Source organism: Methanosarcina sp. UBA5 (genome assembly GCF_002505485.1).
In the GTDB taxonomy this organism is placed as follows: domain Archaea; phylum Halobacteriota; class Methanosarcinia; order Methanosarcinales; family Methanosarcinaceae; genus Methanosarcina.
This window is the reverse complement of sequence record NZ_DAVG01000034.1, coordinates 17,873-35,134: the sequence shown is the minus strand read 5'-3', so window position 1 is coordinate 35,134 and position 17,262 is coordinate 17,873. Positions and strand designations below refer to the sequence as shown.

The following is a 17,262-nucleotide window of genomic DNA, read 5'->3' as shown; positions in this document are numbered from 1 at the left end:
AGTTTGCATTGAAAAATCCTCCCCCGTTGGTACCGAGTTCTTTTATTGCTTCCTGGGAGGCTACCGGTCCCATTGCGATTGTCTGCTGTCCTGTAGAACCATATCCTGTAGCCTGGACATAAGGGTCAATATTCTGGATGACACCCTGGGAAGCCAGAATTAAGGCAAAAATAAAAGCTATCGGAAGAAGAATGTAAAGAGTACAGCGAGTCATATCCACCCAGAAATTCCCTATTTTATCTGTAGAATGGCGGGTTATTCCCCGCATCACTGCAATTGCTATACAGATTCCCGTAGCTGCGGAAAGGAAATTCTGGACTGTAAAACCGGCCATCTGGGCAAGATAGCTTGCTGTCGCTTCCCCACTGTAAACCTGCCAGTTTGTATTGGTGACAAAACTAACAGCAGTGTTGATTGCAGTGAAAAGATCAAAAGCCCCGAATTTTTCTGGGTTAAAAGGAAGAAAACCTTGAAGAAGAAGCAGTGAGAATAGAATTACAAAACCTATACCATTGAATACGAGCATGTTCCGGGCGTAGCCCTTCCAACTATCTTCTTGGTCAGGATCGGTCTCGATTAAGCTATAGATTGCTTTTTCTATACGACCCGGAATTCCTCGGGATAATTCTCCGGAAAAGACCCGGACGAAAAAGCTGCTTAAAGGTAATGCCACCCCGGTAACAATGACCAAAAAGAGGATGAGCATTAAACCTTCTACGGTTGTATCGTCTGTTATCATTTGGTTCACGACTGTTTTACTCAGTTTGAAACAAGAACCGTTTCTGGTTCGCTGTTGTTGAATTCAGTTTGAAACAGAACCTTTTTAGGTCTGCTGTTGTTGAATTCCGTTTGAAACAGAACCTTTGCTTAGATAGATAACAAATGGAGTGCATAGTGCAGAAGGGCTATAAATACCTTGTTCGTCTTTTAAATAAGTTTAACCTGTAATAAATTTAGATAACGGTAGAATTTTATATATTATTTAGAAATAAATTTTATACTGAAAAATCCTGTAATTAGCTCAAAAAGGCGAAAAAGACAAAATCTAAAGCCATAATAGGCAGAAAAGGTATTTAAAGAAGGACAAAAAAATACCGTAAAAATGAAAAAAAAGGAGAAGTCGGGGAAAATATATAATAATTGGATGAGTTCATCATTAAAGAAACAGCTTTAACCATTAAAACGAAAAACAACACATATAAAAAGATTAAAAAGTAGCTAAAAGCTGCTTTTAACTTTCAAAGGCATCCTTTACTTTCTCAAAAAATCCTTTGTTTTTCCGGGATTTTTCAGTGGATCTCTCGTTCCTGCCTTTCTCATCTCCTTCCGGGTTTTTGCCACTACTCAGAGCTTCGAACTGGCGGAGGAGCTCTTTTTGTTCGTGAGTAAGTTTTGTCGGAGTCTTGATTAAAACCCTGACGAGCTGGTCGCCTTTTCTACTCCCGTGCAGGTGCTGAATCCCTTTATCTTTAAGCCTGAATACGGAGTGGGTCTGGGTTCCTGCAGGAATATTCATCTTGACCTTTCCGTGGAGGGTATCGACCATTGTATCCGTCCCGAGCGCAGCCTGGGCAAAGGAGATAGGAAGCTCGGAAATTACATCGTAATCAACTCTCTTAAAATAGGGGTGTTCCATCACATGAAGCACGACATAAAGATCTCCTGAGGGAGCGCCGGGTTCTCCCGAATCTCCTTCCCCGCTGAGCCTCAGAGTCATGCCTGAGTCGGCTCCGGCAGGCACATTTACTGTTATTTTTCTTGTATTTCGGACTCTGCCTGTACCGCTGCAGATAGGGCAGGGAGATTCAATAACCTGACCCCTGCCATGACAGGTAGTGCAGGCAGAAGTGCTTACAAACTGCATACCCAATCCGGAGCGAGTGGTGCGGATTTGTCCTGTGCCGCCACATGTGGGACAGCGTTTCGGGCTTGTGCCGGGTTTGGAACCGGTTCCGGAACAATTAGAACATCTTTCCGTTCTAGGAATGTCGATATCTTTGCGGACTCCAAAAGCTGCTTCCTCAAAGGTGATGTAAAGGTCATACTGGAGATCGGACCCTCTCCTCGGCCCCATAGGACCCCGTCTACTTCCCCCACCACCAAAAAACATTTCAAATATATCCCCGAAGCCGCCGAAGTCTGCACCCCGGAAGATATCTTCTGCGCTGTATTGCCCGTTTATTCCGGCATGTCCAAAACGGTCGTACTGAGCACGTTTCTCATCATCTGAAAGAACGGCATAAGCCTCGGAAATCTCCTTGAACTTTTCCTCAGCCCCTGGTTCCTTATTTCTGTCAGGATGATACTTTAGCGCAAGTTTTCGATACGTTTTCTTTATATCCTCGGGTGAGGCATCTTTGGATAATCCAAGAACTTCGTAATAATCACGTGTTGTGGCCATCAGGATTCCCTGTTATTTTAAAAAAGATAAAGCTCCGGAGCCTGCAAGCAGGTTTCGGGGAAGGCCTGAGAATCTCCAGGCCTGTTTTATTACTTAATTTCTCTTTATTTACGCTTTTCGTCGTCAACTACCTCATAATCGGCGTCAACTACCGTGTCATCAGGACCTTTTGCATCAGGATTTCCTGCTCCGCCTGCAGCCTGTTGAGCCTGCTGCGCCTGTTGCTGGGCTTTCTGGTACATTGCAGTGGAAATCGGGTATACGGCTTCCTGAAGAGCTTCGGTTTTTGACTTAATGGCTTCGCTGTCCTTACCTTCAAGAGCTTTCTTAAGGTCGTCGATTGCGGCAGTTACCTTTGACTTCTGGTCTTCTGTGGCCACATCTCCGGCTTCCTTTAAAGTCTTTTCCGCAGCATTGATGAGGGCTTCGGCATTGTTCCTGGTCTCGACATCTTCTTTGCGTTTTTTATCTTCTTCAGCATGCATTTCCGCATCTTTGACCATGCGCTCGATTTCGGCATCCGAGAGTCCACCCGGCTTCTGGATAGAAATGGACTGCTCTTTGCCGGTTCCGAGGTCTTTTGCACCTACATGCAGGATCCCGTTTGCATCAATATCAAAGGTAACTTCGATCTGCGGAATGCCTCTTGGAGCCGGGGGGATACCGTCCAGAGTAAAGCGGCCGAGAGTCTTATTTTCGGAAGCAACTCCCCTTTCTCCCTGAAGAACATGGATCTCTACTGAAGGCTGGTTATCAGCAGCAGTTGAGAAGACCTGGCTTTTCTTCGTTGGGATTGTCGTGTTTCTCGGGATAAGCGGGGTTGCTATGCCTCCGAGCGTTTCGATTCCGAGAGTCAGAGGAGTAACATCAAGCAACAGGACATCTTTGACTTCGCCTCCGAGAACACCGGCCTGGATAGCTGCCCCAATTGCAACAGCCTCATCAGGGTTAATGTTCTTATAGGGTTTCTTGCCCGTAAAGTTCTCCACAAGCTCGACTACCGCAGGCATTCTTGTGGCGCCTCCGACCAGAATCACTTTATGAAGATCATTTGGAGTGAACTTTGCATCGCTTAGAGCCTGGCGCATGGATACGAGGGTCTTTTCAAGGAGGTCCTCGGTCATCTTCTGGAACTGGGCTCTGGTCAGGTCGATATCAAGGTGCTTTGGTTCTCCGTCCGGACCAACTGTAAGGAAAGGAAGGTTGATATTTGTGCTTGCAACTCCGGATAGCTCGATCTTGGCTTTTTCCGCAGCATCGGTTAAGCGCTGGAGTACAGCTTTATCTTTGGAGAGATCAATTCCCTCGGTTTTTCTGAACTCGGCAAGTAAGTAGTTAACTATACGCTGGTCAAAGTCATCTCCTCCGAGATGAGTGTCACCGCTTGTGGATTTTACCTCAAAGACTCCGCCTCCAAGTTCGAGAATAGATACATCAAAGGTTCCGCCTCCCAAGTCGTAGACAAGAATTGTTTGTTCTACATCTCCCTTATCGAGACCATAAGCCAGGGATGCGGAAGTTGGCTCATTGATAATTCTCAGGACATCAAGGCCTGCAATTGCCCCTGCGTCCTTTGTAGCCTGCCTCTGGGCATCATTGAAATAGGCAGGAACCGTGATAACAGCCTGTTTGATAGTCTCTCCAAGATAAGCTTCTGCATCGGTTTTGAGCTTCTGAAGAATCATTGCAGAAATTTCCTGCGGCTTATACTGCGTTCCCTGAAGAGTTACCTTGTAATTGGCGTCTCCCATATGCCTTTTAATGGAATAAACAGTATTTTCAGGATTCGAAACGGCCTGCCTCTTTGCAACCTGGCCTACAAGTTTCTCTCCCTTCTTAGAAAATCCGACCACTGACGGGGTTGTCCTGGCGCCTTCGGCATTCGGGATCACGACAGCTTCCCCGCCTTCCATTACTGCCATGCATGAGTTCGTAGTACCTAGGTCAATACCCAGTATTTTTGCCATGTTTTATCCTCACTAAATTACTTGGTTAAATTTCCAATTAAAGTTTTTATTCAATTATAATGTTAGATAAAATATTTAGACAAATTAAATATTTAGATAAATCAGCAAGGTAAATTTTTTATTAAGTTATCTAATAAAGTTATTTAGTTTAATTGGAGAGTAAGCATACCTGAATTCAGGATTAAAGTTTATCTCCTTTATTTCTCTGCTTCATCAGGGTTTCTGGCCACTGAGACCATAGCAGGCCTGATAACTTTAGAGTTAAGAGCGTATCCGGTTTTATAAACCTCTACTATAGTATTGTCCGGGACTTCAGAGGTCTCGATGTGTTGAACTGCTTCGTGCCTGTGAGGGTCAAATTCACTGGCTTTTTCACTCTCAATCTTCTCAAGTCCGTATTTTTCGAGGATTGAGAAAAACTGCCTTGAAAGCTGTTCTATTCCGCTGACGATCGAGCTCATGTCTTCTGCGGTTTTTGCAGATTTAAGGGCGCGATCGAAATTGTCCGTCACTTCAAGGAAGTCAAGAAATACTTGTTCAAGCACTGCTTTCCGGTTTTCCTCCATCTGGCGGGCGGTCCGTTTTCTGAAATTGTCAAAGTCTGCTGCAAGTCGATAGTACTTATCCATGAGAACCTGTTTCTCCTCCTGGCACCTGACTTCAGGACTTTTCCCAGCTTCCGAACTGGCAGAAGCCTCTTCGGGGTTTTCCCGTGCTTCATTAACCTCTTCCGCCGAAGAACCAGAGTTTTGAGCTTCAGAATTTTCAGCTCCAGCCTGGGTATCTTCTTTAGAATTCTTATTTTCTTCTTTATTGAATATTTTCATTCGTCGAACCCCATCAAGTAAGTATAACGGTTTCGCTCGTCCTGATCTGTGATTGTTTGTAATTCTATAAATACTTTTTGGGAATTTGAAAACACAGACTACTCAAGAAAGGGAAGTAAAAGAAAAATCAGTAAGAGTGATTTTGAAGTTTATAAAAGAGTGCTTTGAGCATTACGACGCTTGCAATCATGGAAGCCGCGACTGCTGAAATCACCTGGTCCCACCCGACTACTGAGATTCCTCCTCTCAGTGCAAACTGAACGCCGCCTACAAGCGACACAAGCACGAAGGAAAAACCAAAACCAGCAAGAGCTCCTCCTACAAGTGAACTTAGAGTGTCTAGCCCATTTTTTTCGTAAAAAACCATGCCTGCAATAAACGTTACCGCAAAGATCAACAGTACGACTGCGGAGGGCAATGGACTTTCTTTTGTGGAAAAAATATCAAAGAGTCCAAGCCCCATATCAACCAGGAATATACCCATGAAAACTGCAATGGCAAGAGTTTTGACAAAAGGGTTTTCATAGATTGACTGAGAATTAGGATTTATGCTACTAATATTACCAGGCACCTTTATGTTTTCCAATGTTTAACTTTATGATATAAACTGTATAATTTATATAAACTTTTACATACTCAATTTCATTTTTAGCCCAACCGTTGCGCCGGTTGATCACGCCGATAGGGTTTGGGGATAAGGCTCTCAAACTCAAACGTCTCCAGGGGTTTTCGCTCAAGCCTTTTTTGAAAAGGCTTGGAACAAAAAGTAATAAATAAATTCCCGAGTTTTTCCTTTCCAATGAAAATCCTGATTGCAGAATTTGCTGTCGGCACGGACATTGAAAAGTCCCTTATCCCTGAGGGGGCAGCTATGCTTGAAACCCTTGCTAAAAGCTTTGCCCGCCTTGGGCATGAAGTATACTACCCTTCAGCAGGTACGAAAATCTGTGCAGGCACACGCGTCGAATCTACAGCCGAAAATTTCAGGCAGGTAATTGAGAGAAAAGCAAAGGGCTGTGATGCAGGGTTGATTATTGCCCCTGATTCTATGCTTCCTGAGTTGAATGAAGTTCTTGAAGAAAATACCGTAAACCTGGGATGTTCGCCTAAATCGGCAGCAGACTGTGCGGATAAGCTGATGTGTACGGAAATCCTTAAGAAAGCAGGGATTAAAGCCCCTGAGATCACAAAAAAAGCTGAAGAAGGCAAAAAATATGTTACAAAACCCAGGTTCGGCTGCGGCGCAGAGGCAACATATCTTGTCACGGAGTTTGAGAAGAACGAAAAAATCATTGCAAGCGAGTATATTGAAGGAGAAACCCTGAGCGTAAGCCTTATCGCAGGAAAAAAATCGCTTCCTCTTACTGTAAACCGCCAATTCATCGAGTTTGGCGATAAAGAGGTCAAAACCAGAGAAGATGGAAAAACAGGAGCATCCGGCATAAAATACAACGGAAGCCTTACTCCTTACCAGACTCCAAGGCGAGATGAACTCTATGAAACCGCAATCTCCTCAGTCAAATGTCTGGACTGTTTCGGGTATGTGGGTGTAGACATCGTACTTGCTGACCTTCCGTATGTAGTGGACGTAAACCCCAGGCCCACGGCCTCGCTTTTCGGCATTAGCCGCGTTATGCGAGAGGAAACTGGAGACCTGCTTTTGAAAAATAAGTTTGGAGAACTTCCGGACTCGATACATATTGAGGGAGAATGCCGCTTTTCAAAGGATGCGCTGGGCGAGCTTTTCGGAAAGGCTTAAAATATAGGGAACAGATTGAAAAGCCAGAAAAAGAACACGGGGAAGCTTGAAAAAACATGATAAAGGGTTCAAAAATGAATTCAAAGGTTATCGGGCTTGACATTGGAGGAGCAAATACCAAACTTGCCTCCTCAGACGGAACGATTGTAGAACTGCATTATTTGCCTCTCTGGAAGAATACACAGCTTCCGGAAGTTTTAAAAGAAATTGCACAGCGGCTGCAGCCCGAAAAAGTTGCTGTTGTTATGACCGGTGAACTTGCAGACTGCTTTGAGAACAAAGAACAGGGCATCCTGTTTATAAAGTCATGTGTAGATTCTGCCTTTGGGCTCTCAAAAGTGTTTTATATAAACAGCGAGGGAAGGTTCCAGAGCGAAGCTGATGATATAAGGGAACTTGCTGCTGCTAACTGGGCAGCTTCAGCCAAGTTGATAGGAAAAGAGATAGGAGACTGTATTTTTGTGGATGTGGGAAGTACCACAAGCGATATTATCCCTATCCTGTCAGGCGAACAGAAAGCCGGGCTTACTGATTTTGAGCGGCTGGTCAGAAGTGAACTCGTATATGCAGGCACCCTGCGGACAAACCTTGCCTCACTTCTCGAAAAAGTAAAACTTGGACGGACCTGGTGCAGGACAGCTTCTGAGCTTTTTGCCACTACTGCGGACGCTTATCTCCTGCTTGGAAAAATTGATGAAAGCATGTATACCTGCGAGACCGCTGATGGGGCAGGCAGGAGCAAAACCGATGCTATGCGCAGGCTTGCAAGGTTGGTCTGTGCGGACCTTTCTGAAATCCGGGAAGACGAAATCTACGAAATCGCTAACCAGGTAAAGGAAAAGCAGATCTCTGTCCTAGTTGAGGCAATTTCCGAGGTTGCGGAAAAGAATGGACTTAAAAGAATTGCAGCTGCAGGCCTTGGGGAATTCCTGATAAAAGAAGCTGCAGAGAGGCTTGGTTTCGAATGCATTTCAGTATCCGGACGCTGGGGAGAAGAAATCTCAAAAGTCTTTCCTGCATATGCGGCTGCCAGATTACTTGACTGCCAGCCTTTCTAAAAACAATCCTTTTGAAAAAAGGCTTGAGCGAAAACCTTTTTAGAAAAGGTTTTATCGAAAACCCGATAAACGTTTGAATTTGATATCTTATCCCCAAACCCTATCGGCGTGATCAAACGGCGCAACGGTTGCGGCTCAACGGTTGAAAGGAAACCTATGAGAGTGGTAATTAAAATAGGGGGAAGCCTTATCAAAGAGGCTCCCGAGCTTGTGGACAGGCTTGTAACTGAGTTTGGCTCAGGAAGCCAGAAAATTCCAGAGGAAGCGTGTGTATCCGAAGGACTTCCTTATTCCATTCTCATAGTGCCCGGAGGAGGAGTGTTTGCCGATGCCGTAAGGACAACTGATGAGAGCTTTTCGCTGAGTGCGGATGCGGCCCACTGGATGGCCATACTCGGTATGGAGCAGTATGCCTGTTATCTTCAGGATAAAAGCTGCGCTCCTGGTATCGATTCAATAGCCAGTATGCCTCATGGTGTCTCTGTTCTTTTCCCATACCGGCTCCTGAGAAAGGAGGATCCTCTGCCTCATACCTGGGATGTGACCTCGGATACTATCGCTGCCTGGGTTGCAAAGCAGATTGGGGCAATCTTAATAAAGGCCACGGATGTGGATGGTATATTCAGAAATGGAAAATTAGTCAGGGAAATTTCTGCTGTTAGCTATAGAGGAAATCGCGAAAGCTGTATTGATTTTGCCCTGCCGGAATATATCCAAAAAAACCGAATGGAATGCCTCATTGTAAATGGGAAATTTTCGGATAGGGTTGTTCGGGCAGTGTATGGGAAGCCTGTGCTTGGTACTGTGGTAAAGGGGAATATTTAAATTGTATATCGTATATGACTAGGGCAGAAGCAAAGCGTGTCCAAAAGCATTAATTAAATTCAGTTCATTAAATCTGCTAACGTTAACAAAGGTGCCCAGAAAAGCAGAAGCTCGATGCTTAAGGAAGGCGCCTGATTCATCGACAACTTGTTACAAAACTTTATATTTGAAGTAAATATTAAGGAGAAAAAAAATGTCAGCACAAAAAGTTGAGTACTGTACTTCATGCGGAATCCGCCTCGTGGAAAAGGGCTATGTAAAATTCCCCTGCCCACAATGTGGATCAGAAATTGGAAGATGTTTAAGCTGCAGGCAGCAGGGTAATGTATACACCTGCCCCAAGTGCGGATACAAGGCACCCTGATTCAGGCAAAATCCCGAATCATTCTAATGCCTGGTGTGTAAACAAGATTAAACTCGATCAAAAAGATCAGATAAAAATCTAAGAGGAATCAGAATGGGCGATGTTGCAGCAAAAATTAAAATTATGCCAGAAAGCGTTGATACCGACCTTGCAGAGCTGAAAGAGAAGATAAAAGGCGTAATTCCAGCAGGGGCCGACCTTCACGGAGATATTGTTGAAGAGCCGATCGCTTTTGGCTTGAAGGCTCTGATTGTAGCATTAATAGTTAATGATGAAGAAGGCGGAACTGAGCCTGCAGAAGAAGCCTTTGCAAAAGTTTCCGGCGTTGAAAACGTCCAGGTTGTGGACGTCTATCGTATTTAAGAGGAGAAGAGACCCGGACAACGTGTCCGGAAAACAGTCTTTTCATATTCTCCTTTCTTGGGCTCGTAGATCAGGGGAAGATCGTTACGTTCGCAACGTAAAGGCCGCGGGTTCGAATCCCGCCGAGTCCACTTAAAAACTTTTAATATTCCTAATTATTACCACTATTTTCCAAACTCCTTTTTACACTTACCGACACTTTGGAGAGCAGGTAGTAGCCAGAAGGTATCTGCCCTCCTTTAGAATTCCCTTTTCGCCAAATGGCAGGCTAAAGTATATTTTAAAGAATTGAAATAAAAAATCTAATTGTGGATTGGTAACCAGGAAAGTCGGAACTTTTCATGGCAAATCCAACTCATTTTCAGCCTGAATATTGAGTTTTTAGAGTGTAATAGGTGAAATTGTATTAAACATGACTTGAAAGTTTCTTAAACCGCCTCTAAATATATCGATATTTGCCCTTGAAGGCGGCTTTAGGTCTGGTTATATGCCCGAAGGCTTTAACGATTACAGCCCGGCAAAGACGGAAGTAAAGAAGAACGGAAAAAAGCAGTAAGAGATGAGAAAAAGTATCTATAGGCTTATTGTTAAAGTTGGTTGTAAGGTGGTTCACAAGGTTTGACCTTCATCAATGAAGTATATTACGGGATCAGTTTTGAAGCTGTCCTGAATTTGCTCCATTTTACGAATACGCGTCAATGAAGTATATTACGAGATCAGTTTTGAAGCTGTCCTGAATTTGCTCCATTTTACAGATACGCGCAATGAAGTATATTACGGGATCAGATTTCAAGCTGTCCTGAATTTACTCCACAGATCACTCCCTCATGAACCAATTTATAATATGTAATTACTATTATAAAAAACTAGCCATTTAATTAAATTTATTTAATCAGTTTGTATATTTAATGGGCTCATCCAAAAACCTGGTCACCTACAGTTACCTGATCTATTTTTATTTTTTAGAAGTGTCAGATCAAGAAGTTCTTCTAAGGAGTTCTTCTATAACCTGCACAATGTCAATCCAAAAGGTAAATTTAATGCGTTGTCGATTGGTTTGAGTATTTAACGAGATCAGCGACGCTCAGAGAACGAATAAATTACATTATGAGATGCAAATTTAGTGTTAATTTCTATCGTTTTTAGTTCTTTTATGACAAAGTAGGGTGAAAAGAGATCCCTTATTTCGGACTCCGAAGAGAAGTATAGTGTCGTTTCCAATTGAGTTTTCCGGAATTTACCCTTGCCGTCAAACTGTTGATCCTTTTCAGAAAAACAGACAGAAAGGTACTGTGCTCCTGGTTTCAGGAGATTATACACATTTTTTACGTATTTTTCCCGGTCTTCAGGAAATATATGGTGCAAAAATTCCCAATCGTATCCAAAGTCAAAAGTCTCTTTTACTTCATGCAGGTCTCCGAGGAGATCAGCGACAATAAATCTGCACCTGACTCCCCTTTTTTGTGCATTTTCAGTCGCGATCTTTACTGCGGTAGGGGAACTATCGACACCGGTTACCTCAAATCCCTGGCCAGCAAGGTATATCGCATAGTTGCCGGCACCACAACCAAGATCAATGGTCTTGCAGGGCCGGACTTTTCCACTTTGTACCAACTCAACAAGCGCATCTGGAGGCGTCTCGCTATTCCAGGGAATTTTTTCAAGCGGCAGATTCTGATAAATTTTGTCGACATCGACGTATTTCATAAATGCTACTTCCGTGAAATAATTGAGTTTCTTATTTCTTTGCCAGACATTGCCGGTACATTGTCTCAAGCTCAGCAAGATCGTTTATCGGTGTCGGGATCACCCGTGAATCATTTTCTATAATAGCTTTTGCGAGATTCCGGAAGATTTCTGCTTCCCGTGAATCAGGGGCATATTCCACAAGTGGTCTCCCTTCTAGCTCACAAGCCTGAATCAAAGGACTCCTAGGGACAAATTGGACAAATGAGGTTCCCAGCTTTTTTGCAAATGCAGGAATAAACGCATGCTCGAAAGCCTCATCGCCGTTGCTGTTACAAATTATCCCGGCAAGACCCGCATCTCCTCGCTTTGCAAGGCGCTGCACGGCCCGTGCAATGTTGTTTGCAGCGTATATACTCATGAACCCACCGGAACAGATTAGGTAGATTTCTTCTGCAAATCCTTCGCGAATCGGCATAGAGAATCCACCACATACGACATCACCGAGTACGTCGTAGATTGCCACGTCAATGTTGTAGGTTGAAAACGCCCTGAGGTCTTTTAGGATCTGCAGTGCGGTCAGCACGCCTCTGCCGGCACACCCTATACCTGGTTCCGGTCCCCCTGCTTCGACAAGGTAGACCCCGCCAGGCGACCTGAATACAATATTATCCAGATTGATCGCATACTCATCTTTTCCTACCCTTAGCTGTTCCCGATGCTCTTCCAGCACTGCAGGAATAAACTTTCCTTCTGCAAGAATCCTGGTCGAATCCCTCTTGGGATCACAACCAACCTGCATAACCGTGTGCCCGATCTCATGTAATGCGGCGGACAGGTTCGAGGAGATAGTACTCTTCCCGATTCCCCCTTTGCCGTAGATCGCGATCTGTCTCATAGTTCCTTCACCACTTTGCCCCGTATCTTTTTTCTTTCGAACGCCACCCCATCGTCCATTCGTTCTGGACATACTCGAACAAGTTCAGGATGCCATTATACCCGAAGTATTCCCGGTTGATCATCCTAAACTGGCGCACCATTCTGACTACCTCAATAACATAGGCAACGGAAAGTCCCTCGCTGGCGTGCCTTTCGATTGTACTACCAAACACGACCTGTGGCCTGACCTCCTGGAGACTCTTTCGTGTTTTATACACGTCTGTTCCGTACACGACCTTAGGATTAAGCCCGAGGCTCTGGAGTTCCCGCTCAAGCAATTCCCGCACTGGCCGTTGTGAAGTGTATAGAGCAACAAGTTCCGGAGTCATCTCCATCTCCTCGGTGACAAAACGAACCAGTGGTATCCCTACTGTAGCATCGGCAACAATTGCTGCCGGGGTTCGGTACAGGAATCTTGCCATCGGCCACTTTCGCCGGCACGTTGCCATTACCATTCTTTCGCCTTCCGCAACCATCTCCTCCGTCGTTTTCAGCGCATCGAAACGTTCTCCAAGCGCGGTCAACCAGCGATGCGTGTTTGTCATCCCTATAGGCAGAGGTATTCCTTTGCAGACCTGCTTGATGCCATACGCCGAGGAAAGGTAATCCGCTGCTTTCTGCCCTGCATCGTGACTCAGCAGGAGAGACGTCTCGGCAGATGCTATGTTCTCGATTTCAGCAATAGGGGTTCGGTGTGTGAGCGTAGCTACAACCTTAACGCCCATCCGGGAGAGAACCTGTTTCACCCACGCAAGGTCTGCTGGCCAAGTAGGGTTAGCATTTGCATGGGGAGCGACAAGGCAAACTGAATTCGGGACTTTCTCAACGTTATCTTTTACCAACTTTTTCAGGATTGTATCCAGCGCGATATCGATACCGTCATACTGCGACCCCCTAAATCCGGCACATTCAATAGGAACGAGGCGAAACTTTACTTCAGGCTGCAAGGTCTCGCACACTCCCACGATATCATCTCCCACTATCTCAGGTCCACATGCACTGAGTACAAATAGGGCCGAAATCGGTAGATCTTTTACCTCCCGGATCGTGCGGGCAAGTATATCCTCTCCGCCATGCACGATCTCGTCCACACAGAGCTTCGTACATAGGGTCATCGTCTCCATGTAGTCGCACTCCTGTGAGGCGAAGGCATTGTTGACAAGGTACTCGCATCCTTGCGGGGAATGAGCTAACAAGGCAGAATTAGATATTCCCAGTGCTGTAAGGGCAGCGCCGTTGAAAGCACAGCGGAGGTAGGGGTCGGTACAAGCCTCCGAAGATGAAGCTGATGGCGCAGCTGGTTCCTTAATTGGTTCTTGTTCCATAGAGCATCCCCTTAAATAAGCGTGAACGTGGAAGATTTTTGTTCTCAAGGGCTTGCCTGACGAGAGCTGCAATGTTCTTTATTCCTCTGAAACCATACTGGGGCTGGAATGCCGGATTCATGAGTGTTAAGTTTACTACCGGACAGGGAGGGAACCGACCGGAGTTCCCGAAAAATATGGGGTTTTCATATCCCTTTACGATCTCCTCAAGTTCGTCTTCGGTCTCTTTTGACGACCGAAAACTCCCCAAACGGAAGAGCCCTTTTGTCAGAATAATCTCTGGATTAACCCCAGTTTCCAGGAGAAACTTGATGCTGGGCATACGTTCCTTGATAGTATATGGGTGGACGTTGATTACAACTGGATGGGCGCCAAACTCTTCTGCCATCCGTGCAAGTGAAAGTGCTCGTATCGGCCCTGGAAACTCCGATATTTCGATAATGGCTGTTTTTCCGGAGAGAGCCTTTCTCAGGTATTTGATATCAGGTTCCACTTCCTTTATCTCTCGTTCAATTACCTTTATGGCTTCAGCCTCCATTCCAAGAGGTGTTGCCACTCCGAGCAGCCATTCCTTTGTGGCTTCAGGCCCATAGGGTTGTCCGGTATTGCTATATGGGATACCGAACCGTTCCTGCATCAGGTCACCCAATTTCTGTCCCCAATCAAAGCACCATGAAGCATTTAGTTCAACCTCTCTAGCATGCTTGATTTGCTCCACAGTGCATCCTCCAGCGATGATGGCATTAATCTTTATTCCGACTTCACCAAGGAGACGTTCTATTTCATCCATGTCCCAGTTGAACTCTGTGGGGGTAGGGCCCCAACGGGCTCCAAGGATGTTAATCGTCCCTTTCATTTTCTTTTCAGGAGGCTCCATCAAATCCATAATGAGCTTGAAGGCATCTTCATAGCCGCTTCGGAAATCGCCGCCAAATCCTTCGCTGCGGAGTGCCAGTACCCGGCAACCGACCAGCTTCTCTGCCTCATGGGCAATACTTTCAACGTCATCGCCGATAATTCCTGAGCAGCAGCAAGAGAGGATGACGATTAAGTCTGGGTGATACTTAGCATATGCTTCCTTTACTGCTTCCAGAAGTTTTCCCTCTCCACCATAAATGATGTTGCTCTCATTAAGTGAGGTGCAGGCTGTGGGTTCTAGCGGAACTCCGCGGATTTCACAGCACTCCCGTGTTCTGACAAAATCCGACATGTAAAGTGGGCATCCGGTCGGACCGTGGACAAGAGGAACAACATGACGAATCCCGCTGATAACGTAGTATGAAGTAAAAAATTTACACATGGGAGCATGCGAAGCTTGTAGCTTGGGAATCATCTCTCCAGTTTCTACTTTATTCAATAACTGCTGCAGGTCACCGTGAAATACTATTGAATTGTTTCCCGGATTCACACATTCTCCAATGTTGCTTAGAGATAAATATTTTTTCAAATTTTATCATGGAAAATAATGAGGATCTCCAGGACTTGTAGAGGCAGTCAGCTAGGAGCCTGTCGAGCCAGCCAGGCCACTAGAAGCCAGGCAGTTAATAGGACCGCTGGGTTCACTTAAAAATTTTAATATCCTACAAATAACGTTTTTCAATTTTCTTTTCTATACTTACTGGTTTTTGTAAAAGCAGGTCGTAACAAGAAGCTTTCTGTAATCCCTTTGAATATTTTTTAGCTTAACGAGAAAAAGTATTTAAGAAATTATTATTCCGGTTCCTAGATTCTGTTCAGGAAGGAAAAAACTCATGATGTCTTCCGATAGCCCCAAATCTTCAAAGATATATCGACCATCAGGTCGGTCAGGGATTCTTCACTCTTGATGAGGGACAGGGAATAGATTACGTCGCAGTGGATAATGCCTTTTACTGCAATCCCCCAGTCCATAAGGACTTCCAGAGGGTCTTTATCGCCTATTTCAACGCCATTGAAACGGCAAAAAAGTTCGGACACAGCTTTGTAGTATTCATTCTTAAAATCCATATTTTTGATTTCGTCCACGATCTCGCCGTCGAGCAGTGACGCTATGATCAATGCTTTTGACAAGGATATATTGTCTTTGGTGTATTGCTGCATATTTTTTATTACATGCCTGATGTAGCCTGGAAAATCATTAAAATCAATATTTTCGGACTGATTTGTCATCAGTAGCTCATCCGTATATCGATAACTGATCTCCTTAAGAATATCAAACTTACCTCCCGGGAAATACTTGTAGATCAGTCCTATGCTCACACCGCCAGCCTCAGCTATGTCCCGGATGGTCACATTTTCATAACCTTTTGTCTCTATCAGCATGCACATAGCATCCTGAATAGAGATAATTTTCGCCTTTTTGTCCCGTTTGACACTCATCTGATTATCCTGAACACTTTTTTTAGCTAGCATATGAAATTTCCTAAGTGAACATTGTTCAAAATCTTTATTAATAAGTTGTGTTCATTAATCTTTACTAAGTGAACATTGTTCATGAATTTTATAATAAGCTTTATTCATTGAATCTTAGTAAACTTATGTATAACTCAAAAAATAACTATAAGTCTTTCAGATCAAAATAATGTTTTTATTATCGAATCGGGGAAATATCATGAAATCCGCGCTTTTCTTACTTGTTTTGTTTCTTATATCGATCCTCCCGGCCTCTGCAGCAAACACCACACAGATTGACAGAACAGGTCCAGCTCGCATAGCCGATCTTTATAGTGATCTTGAATCCTTTGATGTAACTCTTTATTCGGATCAGCCAGAAAATAACTTGAGTCTTGAAGTGCTTCTTGCCAGACCCGTGGGAACAAATGAGGAAATGCTTGACAGGCAGGTATTTTCAATAGATAGTATTCCTGCAAATAAACAGGTAATAAAGGTTGGTTTCTGGAATGTCGGAAGCTCTGAACGTGGAGCTTATAAGTTAAAGGCCAGGCTTCTTGAGGGAAAGCTGGCCCTCTCAGAGGCTGAGTATAATTTTGCTTACGGTACTAATTCTGCATCAAGGCTTCAGGTAAATGACCTGGTTGCTAACTCCGAGGGAATCAGTGTCGCACTCTCTCCAAAAGAAGCCTCACTTTTTGATATCGAATATATGCTTGTAAATGGTTCGGATGTCGTTTATACAACAAAAGCTGAAAAATTATCACTTACCAGCGCTCCATATATTTTTTCCGCTACCTGGGGTGCACTACTTGAAAACAATAAAGAGTATGTTGGAAGAGTAAAGATTCAGGTTTATTCCCCTGAAAAAGAGGTTATAAGCTCAGCCGAGCAGTTTACTGCCAGCGACAAGGCGGAGATTACCGATACCTACAAAGATGAGACCGGAGCAAGTGCAACTGTTTATGGGCGTTCCCAGGTGCCTTTTGAAGGAAGCCTGGTTTTTTCGGTATATAAACTGAATGCAAATTCTGAAAAAGGGAATGCCAGTCTTGTTGAGTCTGTCCAGCAAAGAGTTCCAGTGTTGCTGAATAATGATGACGAAACCGTTGAAGTAGCCTGGAACCACAGGCTTCCGGCAGGGATATACAGGCTTGAGATCGAGCTTCTGGGAAATGAAGGTGATGTTATTGAACACAGGGAAACAGTTATCGAATCCGATCTCTCTCCGAATTCCAGCGTTAGCCTGGCAAATAATACTACTTCAGAAACAGAGGCATCAGGTAAAAACGGAATCCCCGGTTTTTCTGCGGCAGCTTTAGTCTCAGGGCTTGCTGCGATTTCTATCCTTTTCAGGAATAAAATTTGAAACCAGATA

Annotated in this window: 16 protein-coding genes and 1 tRNA gene; 7 read left to right on the top strand and 10 right to left on the bottom strand. The window is 44.4% G+C overall.

All coding sequences use genetic code 11. The features are described 5' to 3' along the window. The 5 genes from BP621_RS03455 to BP621_RS03435 form a co-directional block, all read right to left on the bottom strand. A partial coding sequence (locus BP621_RS03455) for a potassium-transporting ATPase subunit KdpA (protein ID WP_292387971.1) occupies positions 1-739 on the bottom strand: 739 nt, incomplete at its 3' end. 492 nt (positions 740-1,231) lie between these two features. Continuing rightward, positions 1,232-2,401 (bottom strand): molecular chaperone DnaJ, encoded by a 1,170-nt coding sequence (gene dnaJ / locus BP621_RS03450; protein ID WP_292387968.1) that lies wholly within the window; start codon positions 2,399-2,401, stop codon positions 1,232-1,234. 104 nt (positions 2,402-2,505) lie between these two features. Then, positions 2,506-4,368, bottom strand: a complete 1,863-nt coding sequence (gene dnaK / locus BP621_RS03445) for a molecular chaperone DnaK (protein ID WP_292387967.1) — start codon at positions 4,366-4,368, stop codon at positions 2,506-2,508. A gap of 197 nt (positions 4,369-4,565) precedes the next feature. Beyond that, complete coding sequence (gene grpE, locus BP621_RS03440) at positions 4,566-5,195, bottom strand: nucleotide exchange factor GrpE (protein WP_292387965.1); 630 nt, start codon at positions 5,193-5,195, stop codon at positions 4,566-4,568. Between the two features lie 127 nt (positions 5,196-5,322). Continuing rightward, positions 5,323-5,781, bottom strand: a complete 459-nt coding sequence (locus BP621_RS03435) for a heat-shock protein (protein ID WP_292387964.1) — start codon at positions 5,779-5,781, stop codon at positions 5,323-5,325. A 213-nt stretch (positions 5,782-5,994) separates the two neighbouring features. Here BP621_RS03435 and BP621_RS03430 point away from each other — a divergent pair, with 213 nt between their 5' ends. The 6 genes from BP621_RS03430 (at position 5,995) to BP621_RS03405 (ending at position 9,695) form a co-directional block, all read left to right on the top strand. Next, positions 5,995-6,954 carry an ATP-grasp domain-containing protein gene (locus tag BP621_RS03430; protein ID WP_292387963.1) on the top strand — a complete coding sequence of 320 codons (960 nt, stop codon included), beginning with the start codon at positions 5,995-5,997 and terminating at the stop codon, positions 6,952-6,954. Positions 6,955-7,028: 74 nt separating this feature from the next. Continuing rightward, positions 7,029-8,012 carry a hydantoinase/oxoprolinase family protein gene (locus BP621_RS03425; RefSeq protein WP_292387970.1) on the top strand — a complete coding sequence of 328 codons (984 nt, stop codon included), beginning with the start codon at positions 7,029-7,031 and terminating at the stop codon, positions 8,010-8,012. Positions 8,013-8,168: 156 nt separating this feature from the next. Then, on the top strand, positions 8,169-8,837 hold the full coding sequence (locus BP621_RS03420) for an amino acid kinase (protein WP_292387962.1): 669 nt from the start codon (positions 8,169-8,171) through the stop codon (positions 8,835-8,837). Between the two features lie 193 nt (positions 8,838-9,030). After that, the gene (locus BP621_RS03415; RefSeq protein ID WP_292387961.1) at positions 9,031-9,201 is read left to right on the top strand and encodes a zinc finger domain-containing protein; all 171 of its coding nucleotides are present in this window, start codon (positions 9,031-9,033) and stop codon (positions 9,199-9,201) included. Positions 9,202-9,294: 93 nt separating this feature from the next. Further along, a complete protein-coding gene (locus BP621_RS03410; protein ID WP_292387959.1) occupies positions 9,295-9,564 on the top strand; it encodes an elongation factor 1-beta in 270 nt (89 codons plus the stop codon). 59 nt (positions 9,565-9,623) lie between these two features. Further along, positions 9,624-9,695, top strand: a tRNA-Ala gene (locus BP621_RS03405). 943 nt (positions 9,696-10,638) lie between these two features. Here the strand turns inward: BP621_RS03405 and BP621_RS03400 are convergent. The 5 genes from BP621_RS03400 to BP621_RS03380 all read right to left on the bottom strand — a co-directional run bounded on the left by BP621_RS03400 (position 10,639) and on the right by BP621_RS03380 (position 15,905). Next, on the bottom strand, positions 10,639-11,271 hold the full coding sequence (locus BP621_RS03400) for a class I SAM-dependent methyltransferase (protein WP_292387958.1): 633 nt from the start codon (positions 11,269-11,271) through the stop codon (positions 10,639-10,641). A 31-nt stretch (positions 11,272-11,302) separates the two neighbouring features. After that, positions 11,303-12,148, bottom strand: coding sequence for an AAA family ATPase (locus BP621_RS03395; protein ID WP_292387957.1), 846 nt, complete (start codon positions 12,146-12,148; stop codon positions 11,303-11,305). A gap of 7 nt (positions 12,149-12,155) precedes the next feature. Next, positions 12,156-13,514: a nitrogenase component 1 gene (locus tag BP621_RS03390; protein ID WP_292387956.1), complete on the bottom strand. Its 1,359-nt coding sequence runs from the start codon at positions 13,512-13,514 to the stop codon at positions 12,156-12,158. Beyond that, the gene (locus BP621_RS03385; RefSeq protein ID WP_292387955.1) at positions 13,495-14,922 is read right to left on the bottom strand and encodes a nitrogenase component 1; all 1,428 of its coding nucleotides are present in this window, start codon (positions 14,920-14,922) and stop codon (positions 13,495-13,497) included. Before BP621_RS03385 ends, BP621_RS03390 begins: the two co-directional genes overlap by 20 nt. Positions 14,923-15,263: 341 nt before the next feature. Then, the gene (locus BP621_RS03380; RefSeq protein WP_292387954.1) at positions 15,264-15,905 is read right to left on the bottom strand and encodes a TetR/AcrR family transcriptional regulator; all 642 of its coding nucleotides are present in this window, start codon (positions 15,903-15,905) and stop codon (positions 15,264-15,266) included. A 199-nt stretch (positions 15,906-16,104) separates the two neighbouring features. Here BP621_RS03380 and BP621_RS03375 point away from each other — a divergent pair, with 199 nt between their 5' ends. Next, a complete protein-coding gene (locus BP621_RS03375; RefSeq protein ID WP_292387953.1) occupies positions 16,105-17,253 on the top strand; it encodes a hypothetical protein in 1,149 nt (382 codons plus the stop codon). Positions 17,254-17,262: the final 9 nt, after the last annotated feature.